Raw genomic sequence first — 20,331 nt, 5'->3', positions numbered from 1 at the left:
GACCGCCCCACTCGGAACCCGAGTGACGGCGAGTCAGTCAACCTGATACGCCCCCAAATAGCAAAGCCGCATTAGTTGAGCGCGGGCGGCGCGACGGTGTCGACACTTGGCCTGCGGCCAGTTGCCGTCACCGTTCCCCGTACAGGTAGCGGCCGCGTTGTTCTGCGGCCCGTCTTCTCGCCGGGCTCGGCGTACTGCCGGAATCCGGCAAATGTGCGCCGAAATCAAGGCGACCTTGTTACGGCGTCCCTGCCAACTAGTTGATCAACGCCAGCGCCGGCGCGAGCGCACTGTTCGGATCCTGGCTGTTCCACTGGCCGACCCACGCATCGTTCGGCGTCGAGCCCATCACGAAATCGAGCCTGCCGCCCGCCTTCATCTCGTCATAGGTGATGTATGGCCGATGCAGCGGCGTGCCGTTCAGGCTGACCGACTGCACGTAGCGATTGACCGACGACGGTGCGGCGCCGGACGCCGTATGCGCGGTGATCGTGAAGCGTCGCGCACCGCCGAACTTCAACGCGCCGCCAGCGCCGTTGCGTAAGGCCACCGGGATGTCGATCGATGCCTCCTCGAACAGCGGCGTGCCGAAATAGAACACGCCGCCCACCGGATTCAGCGAATAGATGCCGAGCGCGGACAGCACGTACCATGCGGACAACTGGCCGCAGTCGTCGTTGCCAGGAATCGCCGCATCGCGCACGCGCTGCGGATCGTTCAGCGCGGCCTTCAGGCTGTCGCCGCTCAGCAACGCACGATCGCCGGCCGTGAGCGTCAGCGAGTACATGTCGTCCATCACCGTGCGCACGCGGTCCTGCGTCTTCGACGGCATGCCGGCGACGTCGTACAGGTACGGCAGGTGGTTCGCCGGTTCGTTGCCCGCGAAGAACTGGCCGCTGCGGCCGGTCAGGTCCGGGAAGCCCTGGTTGTACTGGAAGGTCAGCGGATTGGCCGGATCGAACGTGCGGTCGAGCTGCGCGATGAACTGGCTTTTGCCGCCGAGCAGCGTGATCAACCCCGGGAAGTCGTGGAAGATGTTCCACGTGTCGACCCACGAATTCGATTCGGAGAAGTCGGTCTTCTCGGCGGCCGTCGGATCGAAGCCCGCGACCCAGTTGCCCTGCGCATCCTTCGGCTGCGAGAACTTCCAGCCGTTGTTCGGCGCCGGGTTGAACACGTTCCGGTAGTTCTGACTGCGCGTCAGATAAGGCTGGTAGTCGGCCGCGCCTTTGCCGGCCGCCTTGCCGACCGCGGCCGTCGCCCAGTCGTCGAACGCATAGTCCTGCGTGGTCGACACCGATGCGTTGTCGCCCGCATAGACGTAGCCGCGCTGACGATACTGGTCGAAGCCGTGCGCGCTCGCGCGCTGCGTGGTCGTCAACGCGGTCCAGATGTCGTCGATGCTCGCGCTCGTCAGGCGCTTCAGGTACGCGTCGGCGATCATCGGAATCGACGGGTGGCCGGCCATCGTGAAGGTTTCCGTTTGCGCGAGCGGCCACACCGGTAGCTCGCCCTTGCCGTTCTGCGCGAACTGCGTCAGCAGCGACTTGACCCAGCCGTCGACGCGCTCGGGCTGCACCAGCGTCATCAGCGGCGCCTCGGCGCGGAACGTGTCCCACAGCGAGAACGTCGACGAATAGTCGAAGCCTGGGTTCGCATGCTTGCTGGTGGTCGGCGGCGACGTCGTGCCATCGTTTGACGAATCCATGCCGACGTAGCTGCCGTCCGCGTTGTTGTAGACCGTCGGCGCGAGCATCGTGCGGTACAGCGACGTGTAGAACATCGTCCGCTGGTCGGCGCTGCCGCCCTTGATCCGGACCCGGTCGAGCGCGGCGCTCCACATGCGCTCCGCCGCACCGCGCGCCTGGTCGAACGACTTCGCGCCGACTTCCGACTCGAGATTGGCCTGCGCATCCGCGATGCTCGACGGCGAGATGCCGACCTTCACCGTGACCGCGCCGCCGTCGCTGCCGTCGGCGAACGTCGGGTACGCCTTGAAGCCGTCCGCGCTGAACGCGACGTGCTGCGCATCGAACGGCTTCGAGAACCGCGCGACGAAATACGTCGGCTTGTTGTTCGCCCAGTTGTTCGTGAACTGCCAGCCGGCAATCGTCCGCGCGTCGACGACCTGGATCTTGCCGCTCGCGGTCGAGCCGCCGATCGGGTTGTCGATGCTCACGATCATGCTGCGCTTCTGCGTCGCCGCGCTCGGGAAATACGTGTAGCGATGCACGCCTGCATGCGTGGTCGCCGTCATCTCCGCGAGAATCTTCGCGCCCTGCACGTTCCACGGCGTGTTGCCGCTGCCGACCGGCGCCAGCTTCACGCGGTAATAGCCGGGGCTCGCGGTTTCGTCGTCGTGGCTGAACGACGCGTCGTAGGTGATCGATGCATCGGCGGCGACCTTGGCCAGCGTCGCGGTGTCGACCGGCGCGAGCGTCGGCAGGAACCGCACTTCACCGCCCGAGCCGATGCCGGTGCCCGACAGGTGCGTATGCGTGAAGCCGGTGATGAACGGATCGTCGTACTGATAGCCCGACGTGCGATCCCAGTTCCACGGCAGCGTATGCGCGCCGCCGGTCGTGTCCGGCCCGAGCTGCACCATGCCGAACGGCACGGTCGCGCCCGGATACACGTGGCCATGGCCGCGCACGCCGCTGCTCCAGTCCGCGTTGATGTCGAGGTTGGCCGTGCCGATCATCGGATCGACGCTGCGCAGCAGCGATCGCTTGTGCGCACCGCCGTTTTCCCCCTGATCGTTCTGATCGTTCTGATCGCCCTGGTCGTTCTGGTTGCCCGGTGCGTTCGACATCTGCGCGAGCACGCTCGCATCCGTTGCCCCCTGATCGCCGCCGCACCCCGACAACACGGCAAGGCATCCGATACCCACCACGTGACGTAGCTTCATCCGTTCGTCCCTCCATCTCTTGCGTCGATCCTGTCGGCAAGAACCGCTCTTCGATCCTCCCGCCCTACTGCGCGCCCGCCGGCCGCGGGAATGACGGCATCGCGGATGCATCGGCGCCCCACGTCGCGGCGCTCGCATCCGCCGTCATCGCATACGTCAGCTTCCCGCCCTTCGCGATGTGCTCGAGCGGTAGCCACGCGGCGGGCCACGACGTGCCGTTCAGCTTCAGCGACTTCACGTAGAACGACGCGCGGTCGCCGGAACCCGCGCCCGGCGCGACGATGTGCAGCAGGCGGTAGCTGCCGTCCTGCTGCCCGACGCGCACCGTGATCGTCTCGAACTGCGGGCTCGACAGCGCGACGCCGCTCACGCCCGGCACGACCGGGTAGAGACCGAGCGCGGCCCACACGTACCAGCCGGACAGTGCGCCGAGATCGTCGTTGCCGGGCAGCCCCGCCGCGCCGGGGCCAAACGCGTTGGCGAGCGACGCGTGCAGCACGCGCTGTGTATGCGACGGCGCGCCGGCCCACGCGTAGACCCACGGCACGGCCATCGTCACTTCGTTGCCGACGTAGAAATACGGCTGCTCGGTGCCGATGTTCAGATGCGTGAAGAACGTGTCGAGCCGCTTGACGACCGGCGCGGCGCCGCCCGCCTGCGCGATCACGCCGGCGAGATCGTGCGGCACGTACCACGTGTATTGCTCGGAATTGCCTTCCATGAAGCCCGACCCGTCGGTGACCCACGCGCCGGCCGACGTCTTCGGCTGGATCGCGCCGCGATCGAACAGGTGTTGCCAGTTGCCGCTCGACTTCAGCAGCGCGCCGGCCGTCGCCGTGTCGCCAAGCGCCGTCGCGAAGCGCGACACCGCGAAATCGCGCAGTGCGTATTCGAGCGTGTTCGACGCGGTCTGGTTGTCGCCGCTGCCCGATGCGGGCACGTAGCCGAGCCGGTCGTAGTCCGCACGGCTGCCCATCACCGGCGTGCCGGCGCACGCGGCGCCCGGCGCGGTGCTGGCCTTCATGATCGACAGCGCGGCCTGCGTATCGAAGTGCGTCGCGCCGAACGCATACGCGTTCGCCGCGATGATCGAGCCCGCATCGCCGGGCATCACGGCCGTCTCCGTATTGAAGTACGCCCAGCGCGGGAACGCGCCGCAGGCCTTCGCATCGAGCACGAGCGACTGCACGATGTCGCTGGTGCGCACCGGATCGAGTAACGCCTGCAACTGGATGAACGAACGGTCGATGTCCCAGCCGGAGAAATTCGCGTACATCGTGCGGCCGTTTTCGACCTGACGCGTCGGAGCGGTCGATGCGCCGTTCGACGCGTAGAAATCCGGATACTGGCCGTTCACGTCGTTGAACACGTTCGGATGCAGCGACGCGTGATACAACGCGGTATAGAACTTGGTCTTGTCGGCATCGCTTCCGCCCGCGACCTGGATCGCGTTCAGGCGGGCGTTCCATGCGGCGCTCGCCGCGCGGCGCACCTTGTCGAAACGCCAGTTCCGTTCGCCTCGCACATCCGTTTCCGGATTCTCCGCACGCAAGTTCGCCTTCGCGTTCGCTTCGCTGACGAACGAGATGCCGAGCTTCATCATCACGTCCGGATGCTTGCTGTCGACGTCGAACGTCAACGTGACGGGGCGGTTGTTCGACAGCGCCGGCTTCGCCGCGAACGGCCGGCTAAATTCCGCGTAGTAGTAGACGGGCACCGCATGCCCGGCCCAGCAGAATCCGCCGCCCGCGATCGTGCCCGACAGCGCGCGGTCGCCGACCTGGCTGACCGTGTCGCTCGTCGTGCCTTGCGCGCGGTTGTTCAGCACGGTCGGATCGATCGCGATCGTCGCCTGCTGGCCCTGCGCGAGCGCCGGGTACGTGAAGCGCGCGAAGCCGGTACGCAACGTCGTCGTCAGCTCGGCCTTGATGCCGTTGCCGAGCGTGACGCCGTAATAGCCGGCCTGCGCGGTTTCGTTCGCGTGATCGAATGTGGCCGGCGTGCCGGCGTCGCCGGGCGCGAGCTGCGGCATCACGTTCAGGTAGCCGCCGTTCGCCCAGCAGCCGGTGCCGCTCAGATGCAGGATGCTGAACGCGTTGATCGACGTGTCGCCGTACCAGTAACCGCCGGAGAAACCGGAGCCGTCGCCCTTGCGCCCGTCGTATTGCGCGGTGGGCGTCATCGGGCTCCACTGCATCATCCCGAACGGCACCGTCGGCCCGGGGAACGTGCCGCCGCCGAGGCCCGAGCCGACCGGGTCGGCCGGCTGGTCGGCCGCGTAGTCGGTGCCGATCAGCGGGTTGACGTACTGGACGACGCGGATGTCGGCGTTTTTCCTTGCCGCTTCGTTGCCGTTGCCGCTTTCATTGTCGTTGCTGTTGTCCTTGCCGCCGTTGCCGTTCTCATTGCCCTGCGACTGCGCGGACGTCGACATGTTCGCCGCCACGGCCGACGGCGAATCGCCATCGCCGCCGCAGGAAGCTACGGCCACACACAGCGCTAGCAGCGCCGTTCCCAACCCCCAGTTCCTCGACATCGCCTGTCTCCGTTTCGTTCTTGAATCAAGCCGTTTGTTCGAACTACTGAGCTTTCGATCAGGAATCTTTTCGTGACTCGTCGCGCACCCGCGCAATCGGTCGAAAATGCCGGGCGCGTATTTATTTCCGCATTCTGGTATCCCAAAAAGATGCACCGACCTATCGAAATACCGGCACCCAGAAACGGACAATGGGCACCAGCGTGCCCAAATAAACGCGTTTTCTCTACCCCGTGTTTTTACGAATTTTTATTTTGTTTATCTAAACAAAAGCGATTGATTCGATTTTTATATGGAATCCGTCGTCGCCCCCACCCGCGAGGAGCAAATTCATCGTTCGGATCGCTGCCAACGATGCATGAGCCAGAACTCGAAGCCCGCCAGTGCCCCAAGGCCCACGAACGCCATGAACCCGAGAACGACCGCCAAACCGTCCTTGAAAACATCGTCATCCCAGATCGCGGTGTAAATCAAATAAGTGGCAATCCAAGTCAACACCCCCGTGATGCTGCCACACAGGCACAATGAAATCATCGAAACGCGCCAGTATTTCGTGACCAGCAGATATTGTGGAATGGCAAACGCTGCCGTGCCCAGGTAGGCGATTGGGATGGAGTATTTGAGTGATCCGGGATCGTCGGCCCAATACGACCACACCAGACCGGGCACAAGGGCCGAAAGTGCAAAAGCAAGAAAAGGTATCTGACGCATCGATATAGGCAGCAGCCGACGACAACCATTCCATTGGAATCAAGAGCATTGTGCGCACGAATCGCGCATCTCGCGCGGCCACGTTTACGACCTTCGTGGCTTCGCGATGCATGCGCCGGCGACGGGTATCATCTCACTCGTCCGAGATCGGGACATTCACCGAGTATTCGATGTGCACGCACTATCTGTCCGCGGTAGTTCCCGCGCGCACTTTGTACGAACAGCTTGCTCGGAAAATGACGTGCAACCGGCCGTCACGGCTGTTTCGGCAGCTCGACATACTCCTCGAGCTCGCCCGCGATATAAAGCCGCTTGCCGATGCGCGGGTATTCGCACACGTCGTGCTCGAGCCGCTGGCCGCCGACGAGCAGTTCCAGCGGCGCATCGCCAGTGTTCTGCACCGTATGCGCGTCGCCGCCGCGCGGAAAGCCGATGAAATCGCCGGGGCCGATTTCACTGGCGTGCTCGCCGATCGTCACCGCGCCGGTGCCGGACAGCACGTACACGAATTCCTCTTCGTACAGGTGGCGGTGATATTCGGCCGATTCGTGGCCGGGCATCAGCGTGAGCAGGTGCACGCCGAATTGCGTCAGCCCGGTCAGGTCGCTGAGCGGTCGCTTCAGACGCACGGCATTGGGATTGAGCGAATGCACCGCGCGCGTCGGTTCCATCTTCGCGATATCGGCGGCCTTCAGCAGTTCCCGGGGAAAGGGAGTCGACATGGGGATCTCGCAAGCGTGAATGCTTCGGTTGAACGCGCGACGCCGGCGCGGCGCGCGCAGCAGCCATTGTCCGACATTTTCACGCTGGCAAGGGGGCGCCGAGCCGCACCCGGCGACGCAGTTAACGTGCGCAATCGGCCAGCAGGTTCGCCAGCACCGACGCGCCTTGCGCGAGGTGCACCGGATCGGCATCTTCCGCTTCGTTGTGGCTGAGCCCGGCCTTGCACGGCACGAACACCATCGCGGACGGCGCGACGTATGACAGGTTCACCGCGTCGTGCCCCGCGCCGCTGCACATCTCCAGGTATGGATAGCCGGCGGCGGCCGTCGCCTGCCGCACGCGCGCGACGCAGTCCACATCGAACACCACCGGCGCATATTCGGCGATCGTCTGCGCCTGCACGCTCGTGCCACGCAGCGCGGTGCGCGCCATGCAGATTGCCTCGATATCGGCGACGAGTTGCTGCAACGCCGGCCGCGACGGGTGGCGCACGTCGACGCTGAAGCGCACCTTGCCCGGTATCGTGCTCGGTGAATTCGGCTGGCACGCGACATGGCCGACGGTCACGCGCGCATCGGCATCGAACGCATGACCGTGCTCGACGATCGCGGCGATCATCGCGGCCGCCACGCCCATCGCGTCGCGGCGCACGCTCATCGGCGTCGTGCCCGCATGCGACTCGAAGCCGACCACCGTGACGTCGAGCTCGTAGATGCCTTGCACCCCCGTCACGACGCCGATCGGCAAGCCGGCCTGCTCCAGCACCGGCCCCTGCTCGATATGCGCTTCGAAATACGCTTTCGGCATCTGTCGCTCGCGCGCGGGGCCGGCGAAACCGGTGCGTTCGAGTTCGTCGCGCAGCAGCACCCCCGTCTGCATGCACGGGCGCGCCAGTGCGTAGTCGAGATCGAGCGCGCCCGCATAGACGGCCGAGCCCATCATGCCCGGCGTGAAGCGCGAGCCCTCCTCATTGGTCCACGCGACGACGTCGATCGGGTGCCGCGTCGCGATGCCGTGCTCGTTCAGCGTGCGGATCGCCTCGAGGCCCGCGAGCACGCCATAGACGCCGTCGAAGCGGCCGCCGAGCGGCTGGGTGTCGAGATGGCTGCCGCACATCACGGCCGGCAAGCCGGGCTGCGTGCCGGGCCGGCGCGCGAACACGTTGCCGATCGGATCGATGCGGATCTCGCAGCCTGCGGCCTCGCACCATGCGATGAAGCGGCGCCGGCCCTGCGCATCGTCGTCACTCAGCGCGAGCCGGCAACTGCCGCCGTGCGCGGTCGCGCCGATCGTCGCCATCTCCATCAGCGAATCCCACAGTCTCTGCTGGTTCACGCGCATCATCGTCGCCACTCCTGAAAAGCACTGAGCATATACACTCGATCCAATAAGAAAAATCCAAGATTTCGTTGTGGACGATAATTTTTACTTGTCACCCGGCGTTCCGCCCGGAATCCCGTGCCTTCTTTCTCACTGGATCGATCGCCCATGAAGCTCAAGCAACTCGATGCGTTTCTCGCGGTCGCCGAGCATCGCACCATTCGCGGTGCGGCGCGTGCGCTCGGCGTCACGCAGCCGGCCGTCAGCGGCATCGTGCGCGAGCTCGAACACGAGCTGGGCGTGCCGCTCGTCGTGCGCAGCGTCAAGGGGATCGCGCTGACCGATTACGGCAGCGCATTCGCGATTCGCGCGCGGCTGATCGTCGAGGAGATCCAGCGCACGCGCGACGAGATCGAGCAGTTGCGGCTGGGCACGACCGGCTCGGTATCGATCGCGGTCAGCCCGACCGTCGCGTTGACGATCCTGCCGCCCGCGTTCGCGGCCTTCACGCGCGACCTGCCCGGCGCGACGCTGAACGTCGACGATGCACTGACCGCGACGGACCTCGCGCGGCTGCGCGACGGCTCGCTCGACTTCATCGTCACGCACCAACTGTCGAACGCGCTGCCGGACCCGGACGAATTCGCGAGCATTCCATTGTTCCGCACGGCGTTCGCGGTCGTCGCGCGAAGCCGGCATCGGCTCGCGCGGGCCCGCTCGTTGCGCGAGCTCGTCGATGCGCACTGGTGCGTGCCGCGCTACGGCGAAGGCGGCGACGACCTGATCCGCTCGATCTTCATGCCGTTCGGCCTCGACGCGCCGAAACGCGTGGTGCACTGCCCGTCGTTTGCCGCGACGCTCGGGCTCGTGTCGCAGACGGATGCGCTCGGCGTGTTCGCGCGGCCGCTCGCCGAGGTCGAACGCCAGTCGCGCGGGATCGTCGCGTTGAATCTCGCCGAGCCGATGCCGGCGCTGACGGTCGCGATCGTGATGCGGCGGCATGCGTTGCTGACGCCGGCCGCGCTGCACTTCATCGAGTGCCTGAAGGGTGCGTCTGCAACCGTGTCGGCCGCGGACGACGCGTGACGCTCAACCCACGTGCACGCCGCGCAGCTTCGTTAGCAACGCGACGAGACGATCGATGTGCGCGTCCTCGGTGCGCCAAGACGACACGCTGATCCGGAACGCCGGCCGCCCCTGCCACACGGTCGCGCCGAACCACACGTCGCCCGACGCCTGCGCGGCTTCGAGGATCGCCGCCGTTTCCTCGTCGGTGCCGGCGCGCACGAGCACCTGGTTCAGCACGACGCGGTTCAGCACGTCGTAGCCGGCCGCCCGCAGGCCGTCGGCGACCCGCGCCGCCTGCGCGCAATGCCGCTCGACCATCGTCGCGACGCCGGCGCGGCCGAGCGAGCGCAGTGCGGCCCACACGGGAATGCCGCGCGCACGGCGTGAGAACTCCAGGTTCAGGTTCTTCTGCGCATCGTGCGCGCCGCTCAGATAGACGGCGTCGCTGTTCATCGCGGTGGCGAGCGCGGCCGCGTCGCGACAGATCACCATCGCGCCGTCGTACGGCGTGTTGAGCCATTTGTGACCGTCGGTCGTCCAGCTGTCCGCGCCGTCGATGCCGTCCGTCAGCGCGCGCTTCGACGACGCGCGCGCCCACAGGCCGAACGCGCCGTCGACGTGCACCCACGCGCCGGCCGTCTTCGCGGGCGGAATCAACGCCGCGAACGGATCGAATTCGCCGGTGTTCACTTCGCCCGCCTGCACGCAGAAAATGGTCATGTCGTCGAGCGGCGGCAACTGCGCCGGGTCGATCCGGCCATGCGTATCGACCGGCGCGACGACGATGCGCTTCATCCCGAAGCCGAGTACGCGCAGCGCCTTCTTCACCGTGATGTGCGCGAGCGCGGAGATCACGACTTTCACTTCCGGCGCGCCGATCAGCCCGTCCTCGTCGATATCCCAGCCCTTGCGCGCGAGCAGCGCACGCCGCGCGGCCACCAGCGCGACGAGCGTACAGGCCGTCGCGCTCGTGCCGAAGCCGACCGCGCTGCCCTCTGGCAACCCGAGTGCATCGACGACCCAACGCGCGGCCTGGCGCTCGAGCGTCGCCGCCACCGGCGAATTCGCATACGACGACGCGCATTGGTCCCACGCGAGCATCAGCCGCTCGGCCGCCGCCGCGGCCGGCAGCGTCGCGCCGATCACGAAGCCGAAGTAGTTCGGGCCGTTCGATGCGACCGTCGCGGGCGTGCCGCGCTCGTCCAGCAGGCGCAGCACGTCGTCGGCCGGGCGGCCCGCGTCGGGCAGCGGTTCGTCGAACGCGGCGAGACCGGCCAGCGCAGCCGCGTCGGGAAACGCGCGCCGCTCGTTCGTTGCGGCCAGATACGCGTGTGCGCGCCGATCGGCGTCGGCCAGCAATGCAAGTTCGTCCATGTCGGTTGCCTCGGTCAGGGTCAGAGTTTCGAGAGATCGCGGCCGAGCTGCTGCAGCGCGCCGTCGATCCGCTTGTAGTACGTGAACTTGCCGACGCGGGTCGCCTGCACGAGGCCGGCGTCCGCAAGGATGCGCATGTGGCGCGTGGTCGTGGCCGGCGCGATGCCGAGCTTCTCGGTGATGTACGTGCAGCACACGCCGAGCTCGTCGACGTCGCCATGCGGTTGCGGCGGGAAATGCTTGCGCGGTTGCCTGAGCCAGCGCATCACGGCCAGACGGCTTTCGTTGGCCAGCGCGCTGAGGCGGGTGACGTCGTCCATGGGGATTCGGATTCGTTTGACGTTTTGAATATTAGCTAAATGACGAAACGTGGGCAAATGGTTTGAAGAACGATTTTCGGGCGTGATGTCGTTCGTCGGTATGCACCTTCGGTATTCGCTGCGATCACGGCTGAATCGCCGTCGCAACGTCTCGCAGGCCGCGCGCGGGCAACGTGCTGCTACGCCAGCGCCTGCGCCAGCCGGTCGATCAACGCCCGCACGCGCCGCGGCTGCGCGACGCTGCCCGGATAGACGATCTGCAGATCGACTTCACCCGGCGAGAAGTCGCGAAGGATCTCGACGAGTGCGCCCGACGCCAGATCCCGCTCGACGTCGACCAGCGACTTCAGCGCGACGCCGTGCCCCGCGATGCACCACGCGCGCACGAGCGCCCCGTCGTTGGCGACGCGCCGACCGCGCACCACCACCCGCTTCAACACGCCATCGATGCTGAACGGCCATTCGGCATACAGCTCCTGGCCGAAGCGCATCACGATGCAGTCGTGCGAAGCCAGCGCGTCCGGATGCGCTGGCGTGCCATGCGCGGCGAGATACGCGGGCGACGCGCATACCACGCGCCGCGCACGGCCAAGCGAACGGCTGCGCAACGAACTGTCCGCCAGCGTGCCGCGGCGGATCGCGAAATCGAGCCCCTGCCCGACGAGGTCGACATACCCGTCGCCGAGATGCAGGTCGACCGTCACGCCCGGATGGTCGGCCAGGAATGCGTCGACGACGGGCACGACGCGCTCGCGCCCGAGATCGGCCGGTGCGCTCAGCCGTACCGGCCCCGACAGCGTCTGCACGCCCAGCCGCACCCGGCTTTCGAGCTCGTCGGCCTCGGCCAGCAGGCGTCGCGCGCCGTCCACCAGCGTGCGGCCCTCGTCGGTCAGGCTGATCGCGCGCGTCGTGCGCGTAAGCAGCGCCGCGCCGTAGTGACGCTCGAGCGCCGTCAGCCGCTCCGACACCGTGGCCGGCGACAGACCGACCTCGCGACCCGCCGCGGCCAGCCCGCCCTTCTCCACGATGCGCAGGAACAGCGCGAGGTTGTCGAGCAGCATTGTTCGCCCCTTCCGAAGGATATTTTCGCCGTCTCCTGGATTATCCGGGAATGGCGCAAACGGTACATTGATCGCCTGACGATCGATCCGCGGCCACGCCGCGCCCATACGACGAAAGGAAACGCACATGGAATACCGTACGCTCGGCCGCTCCGGCCTTCAGGTCCCCGCCCTGAGCTTCGGCGCCGGCACCTTCGGCGGCACCGGCCCGCTGTTCAGTGCATGGGGCAATACCGGCGTCGACGAAGCGCGCCGCCTGATCGACATCTGTCTCGAAGCCGGCGTTAACCTGTTCGACACGGCCGACGTGTATTCCGACGGCGCGTCCGAGCGCGTGCTCGGCGCCGCGCTCAAGGGGCGCCGCGACCAGGTGCTGATCTCGACCAAGACGGGCCTGCCGACCGGCGACGGCCCGAACGACGCCGGCACGTCGTGCGCACGACTGGTGCGCGCCGTCGACGACGCGCTGCGCCGGCTCGACACCGACTACATCGACCTGCTGCAACTGCACGCATTCGACGCCGGCACGCCGGTCGAGGAAGTGATGTCGACGCTCGACGATCTCGTGCGCGCGGGCAAGCTGCGCTACATCGGCGTGTCGAATTTCGCCGGCTGGCAGATCATGAAGTCGCTCGCGGCGGCCGACCGGCATGGCTGGTCGCGCTACGTGGCGAACCAGGTGTACTACTCGCTCGTCGGCCGCGACTACGAATGGGACCTGATGCCGCTCGGCGCGGACCAGGGCCTCGGCGCGCTGGTGTGGAGCCCGCTCGGCTGGGGGCGGCTCACCGGCAAGATCCGGCGCAATGCGCCGCTGCCCGAAGGCAGCCGGCTGCATGAAACGGCCAGCTACGGGCCGCCGGTCGACGACGCGCGCCTGTACGACGTGGTCGATGCGCTCGATGCGATCGCGGAGGAAACCGGCAAGACGGTGCCGCAAATCGCATTGAACTGGCTGCTGCAGCGGCCGACCGTGTCGTCGGTGATCGTCGGCGCGCGCAACGAGGAACAGTTGCGGCAGAACCTCGGCGCGGTCGGCTGGGCGCTGACCGATGCGCAGGTCGCGAAACTCGATGCGGCAAGCGCGGTGGAAGCGCCGTATCCGTACTTCCCGTATCGCCGGCAAGCGGCGTTCGCGCGGCTCAATCCGCCGATGCGCGGGTAAGTCGTGGAGGTACGGGCATCAGGCCGGCACGCGAGCCGTGCCAAGCCGCACGACCTTGTCGGTCGGTCCGATGACCGAGCGCCGGTGCGTGATCGCGATCACCGTGACGTCGCGCGCCAGCAGCCGCACGTGCTCCATGATGTCGCGCTCGGTGGCTTCGTCGAGCGCAGAACTCGCCTCGTCGAGAAACAGCACGGTCGGATCGCCGTACAGCGCGCGGGCGATTGCGATGCGCTGACGCTCGCCGCCGGACAGTTTCAGCCCGCGCTCGCCGACCGTCGTGTGAAGCCCGTCCGGCAAGCCCTCGATGAACGGCAGGATCGTGGCCTTCGCGGCCGCGTCGCGCAGGCGCTGCGCATCGCGTGGCCGGCCGAGCAGGATGTTGTCCTCCAGGCTTTCGTTCAGCAGCACGACGTCCTGCGGCACGACGGCCACCGCGCCGTACCAGTCGGCACGGTCGATCGTCGCGAGATCGACACCGTCGACGAGAATGCGCCCGGCGGTCGGCTCGATCGACTTCAACGCCAGCCTGAAGACAGTGGACTTCCCCGCGCCGGTTTCGCCGACAATGAACGTGATGCCGCCGCGCTCGGCCACGAAATCGACGTCGCGCACGCCGCGCCCGTTGCCGTATGCATAGCCGACGCGCTCGAACACGATGCGCCCTTCGCGCGGCACGAACGCCGACGCGTGCGACACCTGCCGCTCCTCGGGCGCCGTCCAGAGCGCGGTGAACGGCACGAGTGCGGCGCGGGAGCGCACACTCTCGTCGATCGAGCGCGCGAGCATGTCGAACGGCAGGTTCAGTTGCAGCAGCAGCGTGTTGAACAGCACGATGTCGCCGATCGACAGCGCGCCGGCCGCATGACGCGGCAACAGCAGCCAGAACGTTACCGAGAACTGGACTGCGAGGCCGAGCCCCAGCAGCGCAAGAAAACCTACGTGCTGCATCACGTAGGCGCGCCAGTTGTCGCGCTCGGCGCGCGCCTTCTCCGCGAAACGCTCGCTCATCCAGCGGTGGCTGCCGAAATGCCGGAGCGTCTCCATCGCGTTGATCGCGCCGCCGACGAACCGCGCATTGTCCTGCCCGGCCTCGATCGCGCGATCCAGGTACACCCGCGAGCGCCGCGCGGAAACGATCGCGATCGTCACCGCGATCGCGCCATACGCAGCGGTGATGGCCGCCACTTCGAGGTTGATCATTGCGCCCAGCGTGACGAGGGTGAAGACGATCTGGAGCGTGCCGGGGATCAAATCCATCAGCGCAAGCTGCACGAGCACCGCCAGCGCGCGGCTGCCGCGCGTATTCGCGCTCTGGATTTCGGTGGGATTGTGTTCGACGAAGAACGCCGCGGTTTTCTTCAGGACGCGCTCGAAAAAGCGCGTGCTGGTGATGAATCCCAGATTCCCGGACGTCATGAAGGCGAGGTACTGCACGACGCGTTGCAGCGCGCTGGACAGGCCCAGCAGCACCGCGTAGACCACGAAGCCCGCCATGAGCGCGTGCAGCGCGCCGCGATGCGACAGCGCGTCGATCAGGCGCGAGAACAGATACGGAGCGGCAACGGCGGTGGCACTCGACAGCACGACGACGGCCGCAACCGTCAGTAACATCCAGCGATCGGCCTTCCAGTAGGCGCGCAGCACCTCGGTGATCGGATTCGGTGCGTGGTGTTCGTTCATGGCGCAATGGACCGGGGCGCGGCCCGGATGGCGACAGGCGGCCAAAAAGTCTAGCAGACTGAAAGAAAGCCCACCGCACCGTTCGGGCTGCACGACGGTAGCCGCATGCAGTTGCGCTGTGACATCAGAAAACGCGAGCACCGCGGCCCCCCATCGTGCCCCTGCCCTCTTGTCGTTGCGCCCCGCGACCGGTCTGGCCGGCAACGCTCTTCCCTCCTCGAAAGGCTCACGAACATGAACGTTGCCGATACCGGCCTGACTGTACGCGTGGTTGGGAGTAGACGACTACGATCAATGGCTGCCGCAATGGGATCACAACCGCTTCTTCGATAGCCGCTTCGACGCCACGCTACCGCCGCACATCACGCAGCTCACGTGGTCGCGCTCCTTCGACGGCTACGAACCGGTGTTCGCGCTGGTCGCGGAGCGTCACGGCAGGCCGGTCGGGTTCGCGCATTCCTGCGCCACCGCAGCACGACGCACGTCGGGCCGTCCTGCTATCTGCAGGATCTGTCCACGCTCGACAGCGAACACGGCAAAGGTGTCGGCCGCGCGCTGATCGAAGCGGTGTACGACGCCGCGCGCCGACATCGTGCCGAATACGTGCACTGGCTGGCAGACGCACGCGACGGATCACACAGCGCAGCGCGCCCGACGACACCGGCGCGGCACGAACGGCAGGATTTACAGAAAGATGCTTCCGCGCTGAGTACAGTTGATCGGGTATTCAACTCACTCTCATTCAACGCATCGACGACCCGCCACGTGCACCCCGACCGTCGGGGGGACATGGCCCCCAACCCCGGGTAGCCCGCGGGATACAAATTCGTCCTTTCACCGGATTTTTGTATCCTCGGGGACACCATTTCGATGTCTCAGTTTTCGTCGCCAATAATGGGGGCAGATTAATCCTGTTGATCGGCCATTCCCCTGCTCTGCGGCCTCAAATTTCGGCTATACGCTCCTCGCATGTCCCACGAAATCAAACGCCCTCGGTCTCATCCGACGGCTTGTCCGTCCCCGGTCGTTCCGTCGGCGTACCATTGATCGCAGCCACGAGCGCCAGCACCCCGCGCCTTTCTCGCAGCTTCAGTTCTCGAAAGCCCGCGAGGAGCAGTTCTTCGTCGCTGGTTAGCGCCAAAGTTACGGGGTCGGACGTACGGCCAGTCAGCAAATACTGGACATCTACACCCAAGTCCGCGATCCCCACCAGATAACTCACGTCCGGAAGCCTCGCCCCTTTTTCGTAGTTGACCTGCGCATGTTGTTGAACGCCTCCCGCCGCCGCGAATTCGGTCTGGTTCATCCCCAGTCGCTTTCGCTCCAGCCTCAGGCGTACGGAAAATATATCCGGTTGATTCATTTTTATTGACATATGCTCATTTGATACATAACATGGCAGGTATGGTCGATCGGATACCGACGGTAGCGAGATGCATCTGACAATGCCGTCGCTCTCTCACAGGAGGCGTTATGACTTCCACCTATGAAATCTGCGGCGCACTCTCCGTCGTCGGTCACTTCCGACGCAATCACGCACAGCAGTTCGCGCAGAGCTTGCCCGCTTCCGCGACCGTCTACTGCGTCACCGACGCCGTCACGCATTCGGTCATGATCCGCCTTCGCGGTGCACTTACCGATCAAGAAGTCACCTCCATTGAAGGAAAATTGAAAGAATTCTCCCAGAAGTGGGCCCGGACCGTCGCCGTATTCAGTCGCATACGGTTCGGGGAACGATCTCTCATGTCTCTCGCGCCGGGCCGACATGTCGAGCGGTTGAAAGGTCCGGCGACAGAATACGTCCGGCATCACACGTCTACGCCGCCACATTCTGATGCTCAAAACACTCAGGTACTGGCAGCTCCGCTCGGATAATCCGCCTAGCCTAGCTAAAAGCTGGAATTCTAGGCCCAATCGGGACATTGATTTCCCCCCAACCTCTGGAGGTTCGCAATGGAAGAGCCCGCACCGTACAGCCTCTCAGGCGCACTGTCCGTCCAGGACGACTTGGACGATGAACAACTCGATCGGGTATCCCGGCACCTGAGCGGTATCGCCAGCGTGTACGTGAAACACGACGCCGTCGCGCATACCGTTTCATTGTGTATCTCGGGTACGTTGATGCGTGACGATGCGCGTTACATCGAACAACGCATCGAACGCTTCGCCGAAGAGCATGCTCGTGCGGCCTCTATTCTACTTAGCGAGTGGAACGGCGTGACGAGCGAGCTTGTTGTCGGAATGAACTGGGACGCCCAGTGCCTCATCAAGCTGGCAGCGATCCAGGAACAACTTGGAAAGCTCCCGGAGCGATATTTCGATTTTCTCTTGCGACTGGAACCGGCGGGTGCACCAGCGCGTGGCAAGCAGTTCTTGTCTGTTTCGATCGAGACCAGCGACGATCAGCAGGTTGTGTAACGCAAGTTCAGCGTTGCGGACACGCTGCGAGTATAAGATGTCGAGGCGCGAAAGCACGGTGCCGACTCGCGCTCGTTCAGCATAGGTGCGCGCGATGAGTCGGTCACACATTCGAATTGAAAATCGCACGAAGCATCCGCGTCGCCTATCAGTCGCACGCGCTCAACGCAATGGCCGAGCCTTGATCCACAGAAACAGCGGCACGCGCGCCCACTGCTTCAACTGATCCGTATCGGCATGATCCGGCGGCGGTTCGCGCAACGACACGATCGCGAACCCGGCCGCTTCCAGCGCCTCCATGTACGCCTGCAGCGGCAGCGACCAGCCCGCGAAGTGCATCGACAGCCCGTCGCGTGTTTCCACTCCGTCGAAATGCTCGCGCCCGAAATAGCTGCCCGTCAGCACGAACGGCGCATCGGGCTGTGGCCCGGCAAAGCTACCGCGATCGCGGAACGGATGCACGAGCGAGATGAACAGCGTGCCGTCCGGCTTCAGCACGCGGCGCGCCTCGTGTAAGGCGCCCTGCATGTCGTCGAGATCCATCAGCACGTTGTACGCCATCACGAGATCGAAGCTGGCCGTGTCGAACGGCAGCGCGGCCGCGTCCGCCAGTCGATAGCGATGCGCGGAATCCGCATGACGCGCGGCATCGAGCATCGCGGGCACCGCGTCGCTCGCGGTCACGTCGTAACCGAGCGCCTTCAACTCACGGCTCACGCGGCCTTCGCCGCAGCCGACCTCCAGCGCGACGCCCGTGCCGCGACCGATGTAGGCCGCGAGCCCCGCGCGATATTTCCAGAACGCATCGTGGCCCGGCTTGCCGGCCCAGCCAATCCATTGGTCGGCGACCCGCGTCCAGTGTTCGGTAATGGCTTTCGTGTCGGTCATGCGTGCTCCCGATCGGTCTGCGTCGTAGGCCCAAGATGCGCATGGTAAGCCGAAGCGCATCGACGCGATTGCGTGCAAGCGGAATCCGATTTCCGTCGGGAGCAAGTCGATTGGTTCGCTCAATCCCACGGATTCAGAATCGCGACACCGGTTTCAACGAAATCGGCAACGTTGCGCGTCACGACGGTCATGCCATGCACGATCGCCGTCGCTGCAATGAGCGCGTCCCGCTCGGATCGCCGGTCCCGCACATGAAGCCGTGCGCATCGTTGGGCGACAGCAGTATCGACCGGTAACACGCGACCAGCGAACTCGGGCAGGACGTGCCCGTCAAGCCATGCCCTGAGAAGCGCCCCCTGTTCCGCATCTCTGCGCTCGATCTGCAAGACACCTGCCTCCAGCTCCATGATCGTGATCGCCGAGACAAACAGCACCGACGCATCGACGGTCGAACACCAGGCCGCCATGTTCCTGTCCGCCTTGCCCGCCCGCACTTTCCGGAGTTCCGAAACCACATTGGTATCGAGAACGAACATCATCAGAAATCGACCTCCTTGATCTTGACGTTCGCGCGTGGCGGGTCGAATTCGACGTCCCCGACACCGGACATGGCGAGCGCGTCGGCAATGTTGCGCTGCTGCCGGGTGAGACGTTGGTATTCCTCGAAACTCAGCAGCACGTGGGCCGGCCTGCCGCGATCGGTAATGAACACGGGGCCGTCCTTTGTCGCCTTCTTTGCCTTGGTCACGTCCTAGTTGAGTTCACGACTCGAGAGCGTGGTGATGGTCACGATGAACTCCTGGAAGCCATATATGTAGGTTTGTTACTACAATATATGATTCCGTGTCATTCGTCGCCCTGTGCGGCGGTTCCTCGCGATGCCGGTAGCAACGTCCTACAGTTACGAGAAACGACCCGCACCGCCGCGCATCGCCCCCCCGCTCGACGATACGCATCCGATCCCGAGGAAAGTCCATGCCGAGCATCCTGGCCCCCGCCAATCTCCCCGCGCCCCCCGTCGCCGCGGAAACGCGCATGGTGCATGACGTGGCGACGCTGAAGCTGTCCGACTACCGTTCGGCGGACGGCGCGTCGTGGGTCATCTCCGTCATCACGCCGGCCGCAGACAGCGGCGCGAACGTCACCGGCACGACGTATTTCGACACCGCGAAAGGTCAGACCGTCCCGGTACCCGACGCGCGCCGCCGCTATGCGAATCGCGGCACGTGGCAGGTCGTCGCGAGTTCGAGCCCGGCGGTGCCCGCGACGGGTCGCTACGACTGGCTCACGCTCGCGTGGCTGCCGATCAACCGGCGGCCGCTACCCCAAACGGCCGAGCATCTGTATTCGCCGTTCATTCGCGGCGGCACGATCGTCTATCGGTGGAATCCGTCCGCGGAAGGCGGCGAGCAATTCGGCAACGTGCGGATGATCTTTCCGGAATGGACGCAGCAGGTGGCCGATGCGTTGCGGTCCGCGCCCGCGGGGATGCAGGACGGCGCGTCGTCGGCCCCGCAATCGGCGCTCGACCGCCTGAAAGCCGACACGAACCCGATGACTGCCGTGCTCGACTTCGCCGATGCGCTGCGCGACGAACCGGTGGAACAGATCATTGCGCGGCTACCCGCGCTGCTGCGGGTGAAGGACCGGCATGCACTCTCGGCGATCGTGTACCTGTGCCTGTCCGCGCCGCGCGCGGAAGACCGGTCGCGCTTCGTCGAAACGATCAACGCGACGATCGCGGGCACCGACGACCGCGCCCGCCTGCTGGCGATCGCGTATGGCGCATTCGCCGCAGGGCGGACGCAACCGGTTCCGTTCCGCGACGGCGCGCAGAGGGCGTTCATCGACGATGTATTCGGCGCGCTGAAACAGCGCACGACGGCGCTCGGTGTGCCGGTCACGCAAGGCTCGCCGTGGTACGAGTTCTTTACCGCGTATCGATTGGGCGAAGCGGTGTCGGGCAACGGCCAATAACCGCGAGCCAAGAGACGCCGCCGCGCAAGCTATAGCGGATCTCCACCGCCGTTCATCACGCACTGCCCATTACTTCGACCATTCCTCGGTCAATCGCGCCGCGTCGACCAAACACCGCATCGATTTTCGATCTATTCGACGATTTGAATGGAATCGCTCCGTGCTAGATTCCCGCTCGG

At 65.5% G+C, this 20,331-nt stretch carries 18 protein-coding genes and 1 pseudogene; 6 read left to right on the top strand and 13 right to left on the bottom strand.

Going from position 1 to position 20,331, the window contains the following annotated elements; translation table 11 throughout:
* Positions 1-256: 256 nt before the first annotated feature.
* The 5 genes from WS54_RS01525 to WS54_RS01505 form a co-directional block, all read right to left on the bottom strand.
* Positions 257-2,908 carry a GH92 family glycosyl hydrolase gene (locus WS54_RS01525; RefSeq protein ID WP_059781528.1) on the bottom strand — a complete coding sequence of 884 codons (2,652 nt, stop codon included), beginning with the start codon at positions 2,906-2,908 and terminating at the stop codon, positions 257-259.
* 64 nt (positions 2,909-2,972) lie between these two features.
* A complete protein-coding gene (locus WS54_RS01520; protein WP_059781530.1) occupies positions 2,973-5,444 on the bottom strand; it encodes a GH92 family glycosyl hydrolase in 2,472 nt (823 codons plus the stop codon).
* A 330-nt stretch (positions 5,445-5,774) separates the two neighbouring features.
* On the bottom strand, positions 5,775-6,155 hold the full coding sequence (locus WS54_RS01515) for a hypothetical protein (RefSeq protein WP_059781532.1): 381 nt from the start codon (positions 6,153-6,155) through the stop codon (positions 5,775-5,777).
* A gap of 254 nt (positions 6,156-6,409) precedes the next feature.
* Positions 6,410-6,877: a cupin domain-containing protein gene (locus WS54_RS01510; RefSeq protein ID WP_006488377.1), complete on the bottom strand. Its 468-nt coding sequence runs from the start codon at positions 6,875-6,877 to the stop codon at positions 6,410-6,412.
* A gap of 121 nt (positions 6,878-6,998) precedes the next feature.
* Entirely contained in the window at positions 6,999-8,222 is a 1,224-nt protein-coding gene (locus tag WS54_RS01505; protein ID WP_059781655.1) for a Zn-dependent hydrolase, read from the bottom strand.
* A gap of 144 nt (positions 8,223-8,366) precedes the next feature.
* On the opposite strand from WS54_RS01505, the gene WS54_RS01500 reads away from it, so the two are divergent.
* The gene (locus WS54_RS01500) at positions 8,367-9,284 is read left to right on the top strand and encodes a LysR family transcriptional regulator (protein ID WP_059781534.1); all 918 of its coding nucleotides are present in this window, start codon (positions 8,367-8,369) and stop codon (positions 9,282-9,284) included.
* A gap of 3 nt (positions 9,285-9,287) precedes the next feature.
* Here the strand turns inward: WS54_RS01500 and WS54_RS01495 are convergent, their stop codons facing one another.
* The 3 genes from WS54_RS01495 to WS54_RS01485 all read right to left on the bottom strand — a co-directional run bounded on the left by WS54_RS01495 (position 9,288) and on the right by WS54_RS01485 (position 12,021).
* On the bottom strand, positions 9,288-10,640 hold the full coding sequence (locus WS54_RS01495; RefSeq protein WP_059781536.1) for a pyridoxal phosphate-dependent decarboxylase family protein: 1,353 nt from the start codon (positions 10,638-10,640) through the stop codon (positions 9,288-9,290).
* Between the two features lie 20 nt (positions 10,641-10,660).
* Entirely contained in the window at positions 10,661-10,960 is a 300-nt protein-coding gene (locus WS54_RS01490; RefSeq protein WP_059781538.1) for an ArsR/SmtB family transcription factor, read from the bottom strand.
* Between the two features lie 179 nt (positions 10,961-11,139).
* Entirely contained in the window at positions 11,140-12,021 is an 882-nt protein-coding gene (locus WS54_RS01485; protein WP_059781540.1) for a LysR family transcriptional regulator, read from the bottom strand.
* Positions 12,022-12,148: 127 nt separating this feature from the next.
* Between WS54_RS01485 and WS54_RS01480 the strand changes: the two genes are divergently transcribed.
* Entirely contained in the window at positions 12,149-13,186 is a 1,038-nt protein-coding gene (locus WS54_RS01480) for an aldo/keto reductase (protein WP_059781541.1), read from the top strand.
* Positions 13,187-13,204: 18 nt separating this feature from the next.
* Here the strand turns inward: WS54_RS01480 and WS54_RS01475 are convergent, their stop codons facing one another.
* The gene (locus WS54_RS01475; RefSeq protein ID WP_059781544.1) at positions 13,205-14,869 is read right to left on the bottom strand and encodes an ABC transporter ATP-binding protein; all 1,665 of its coding nucleotides are present in this window, start codon (positions 14,867-14,869) and stop codon (positions 13,205-13,207) included.
* A 234-nt stretch (positions 14,870-15,103) separates the two neighbouring features.
* Here WS54_RS01475 and WS54_RS01470 point away from each other — a divergent pair.
* Positions 15,104-15,578 (top strand): annotated as a pseudogene (locus tag WS54_RS01470) (GNAT family N-acetyltransferase).
* A 273-nt stretch (positions 15,579-15,851) separates the two neighbouring features.
* On the opposite strand, the gene WS54_RS01460 reads toward WS54_RS01470, so the two are convergent.
* A complete protein-coding gene (locus WS54_RS01460; protein ID WP_227743184.1) occupies positions 15,852-16,175 on the bottom strand; it encodes a helix-turn-helix domain-containing protein in 324 nt (107 codons plus the stop codon).
* Between the two features lie 167 nt (positions 16,176-16,342).
* On the opposite strand from WS54_RS01460, the gene WS54_RS01455 reads away from it, so the two are divergent.
* Positions 16,343-16,744, top strand: coding sequence for a hypothetical protein (locus WS54_RS01455; RefSeq protein ID WP_077021669.1), 402 nt, complete (start codon positions 16,343-16,345; stop codon positions 16,742-16,744).
* Between the two features lie 78 nt (positions 16,745-16,822).
* Positions 16,823-17,287 (top strand): hypothetical protein, encoded by a 465-nt coding sequence (locus WS54_RS01450; RefSeq protein ID WP_012493077.1) that lies wholly within the window; start codon positions 16,823-16,825, stop codon positions 17,285-17,287.
* A gap of 162 nt (positions 17,288-17,449) precedes the next feature.
* Here WS54_RS01450 and WS54_RS01445 read toward each other — a convergent pair whose 3' ends face one another.
* From WS54_RS01445 to WS54_RS01435, 3 genes are all read right to left on the bottom strand, one after another.
* Positions 17,450-18,175 carry a class I SAM-dependent methyltransferase gene (locus WS54_RS01445; RefSeq protein ID WP_006493299.1) on the bottom strand — a complete coding sequence of 242 codons (726 nt, stop codon included), beginning with the start codon at positions 18,173-18,175 and terminating at the stop codon, positions 17,450-17,452.
* Positions 18,176-18,294: 119 nt separating this feature from the next.
* Complete coding sequence (locus WS54_RS01440) at positions 18,295-18,714, bottom strand: type II toxin-antitoxin system VapC family toxin (protein ID WP_171984103.1); 420 nt, start codon at positions 18,712-18,714, stop codon at positions 18,295-18,297.
* Positions 18,714-18,923, bottom strand: a complete 210-nt coding sequence (locus WS54_RS01435; protein WP_059781546.1) for a type II toxin-antitoxin system Phd/YefM family antitoxin — start codon at positions 18,921-18,923, stop codon at positions 18,714-18,716. The genes WS54_RS01440 and WS54_RS01435 overlap by 1 nt, the downstream gene beginning before the upstream one ends.
* A 227-nt stretch (positions 18,924-19,150) precedes the next feature.
* On the opposite strand from WS54_RS01435, the gene WS54_RS01430 reads away from it, so the two are divergent.
* Positions 19,151-20,152 carry a hypothetical protein gene (locus tag WS54_RS01430; RefSeq protein ID WP_059781547.1) on the top strand — a complete coding sequence of 334 codons (1,002 nt, stop codon included), beginning with the start codon at positions 19,151-19,153 and terminating at the stop codon, positions 20,150-20,152.
* Positions 20,153-20,331: the final 179 nt, after the last annotated feature.

The sequence above is a fragment of the Burkholderia sp. NRF60-BP8 genome (genome assembly GCF_001522585.2).
In the GTDB taxonomy this organism is placed as follows: Bacteria; Pseudomonadota; Gammaproteobacteria; order Burkholderiales; family Burkholderiaceae; genus Burkholderia.
The sequence above is the reverse complement of the archived record's forward strand: the minus strand, read 5'-3'. Positions and strand labels throughout refer to the sequence as shown.

What these genes read in the sequence shown, in the direction of transcription:
- WS54_RS01525 (WP_059781528.1), bottom strand. Translation starts at nt 2,908, where the DNA reads ATGAAGCTACGTCACGTGGTGGGTATCGGATGCCTTGCCGTGTTGTCG.
- WS54_RS01475 (WP_059781544.1), bottom strand. Translation starts at nt 14,869, where the DNA reads ATGAACGAACACCACGCACCGAATCCGATCACCGAGGTGCTGCGCGCC.
- WS54_RS01490 (WP_059781538.1), bottom strand. Translation starts at nt 10,960, where the DNA reads ATGGACGACGTCACCCGCCTCAGCGCGCTGGCCAACGAAAGCCGTCTG.
- WS54_RS01495 (WP_059781536.1), bottom strand. Translation starts at nt 10,640, where the DNA reads ATGGACGAACTTGCATTGCTGGCCGACGCCGATCGGCGCGCACACGCG.
- WS54_RS01440 (WP_171984103.1), bottom strand. Translation starts at nt 18,714, where the DNA reads ATGATGTTCGTTCTCGATACCAATGTGGTTTCGGAACTCCGGAAAGTG.
- WS54_RS01430 (WP_059781547.1), top strand. Translation starts at nt 19,151, where the DNA reads ATGCCGAGCATCCTGGCCCCCGCCAATCTCCCCGCGCCCCCCGTCGCC.
- WS54_RS01485 (WP_059781540.1), bottom strand. Translation starts at nt 12,021, where the DNA reads ATGCTGCTCGACAACCTCGCGCTGTTCCTGCGCATCGTGGAGAAGGGC.
- WS54_RS01445 (WP_006493299.1), bottom strand. Translation starts at nt 18,175, where the DNA reads ATGACCGACACGAAAGCCATTACCGAACACTGGACGCGGGTCGCCGAC.
- WS54_RS01460 (WP_227743184.1), bottom strand. Translation starts at nt 16,175, where the DNA reads ATGAACCAGACCGAATTCGCGGCGGCGGGAGGCGTTCAACAACATGCG.
- WS54_RS01500 (WP_059781534.1), top strand. Translation starts at nt 8,367, where the DNA reads ATGAAGCTCAAGCAACTCGATGCGTTTCTCGCGGTCGCCGAGCATCGC.
- WS54_RS01455 (WP_077021669.1), top strand. Translation starts at nt 16,343, where the DNA reads ATGACTTCCACCTATGAAATCTGCGGCGCACTCTCCGTCGTCGGTCAC.
- WS54_RS01520 (WP_059781530.1), bottom strand. Translation starts at nt 5,444, where the DNA reads ATGTCGAGGAACTGGGGGTTGGGAACGGCGCTGCTAGCGCTGTGTGTG.
- WS54_RS01480 (WP_059781541.1), top strand. Translation starts at nt 12,149, where the DNA reads ATGGAATACCGTACGCTCGGCCGCTCCGGCCTTCAGGTCCCCGCCCTG.
- WS54_RS01505 (WP_059781655.1), bottom strand. Translation starts at nt 8,222, where the DNA reads ATGATGCGCGTGAACCAGCAGAGACTGTGGGATTCGCTGATGGAGATG.
- WS54_RS01515 (WP_059781532.1), bottom strand. Translation starts at nt 6,155, where the DNA reads ATGCGTCAGATACCTTTTCTTGCTTTTGCACTTTCGGCCCTTGTGCCC.
- WS54_RS01510 (WP_006488377.1), bottom strand. Translation starts at nt 6,877, where the DNA reads ATGTCGACTCCCTTTCCCCGGGAACTGCTGAAGGCCGCCGATATCGCG.
- WS54_RS01450 (WP_012493077.1), top strand. Translation starts at nt 16,823, where the DNA reads ATGGAAGAGCCCGCACCGTACAGCCTCTCAGGCGCACTGTCCGTCCAG.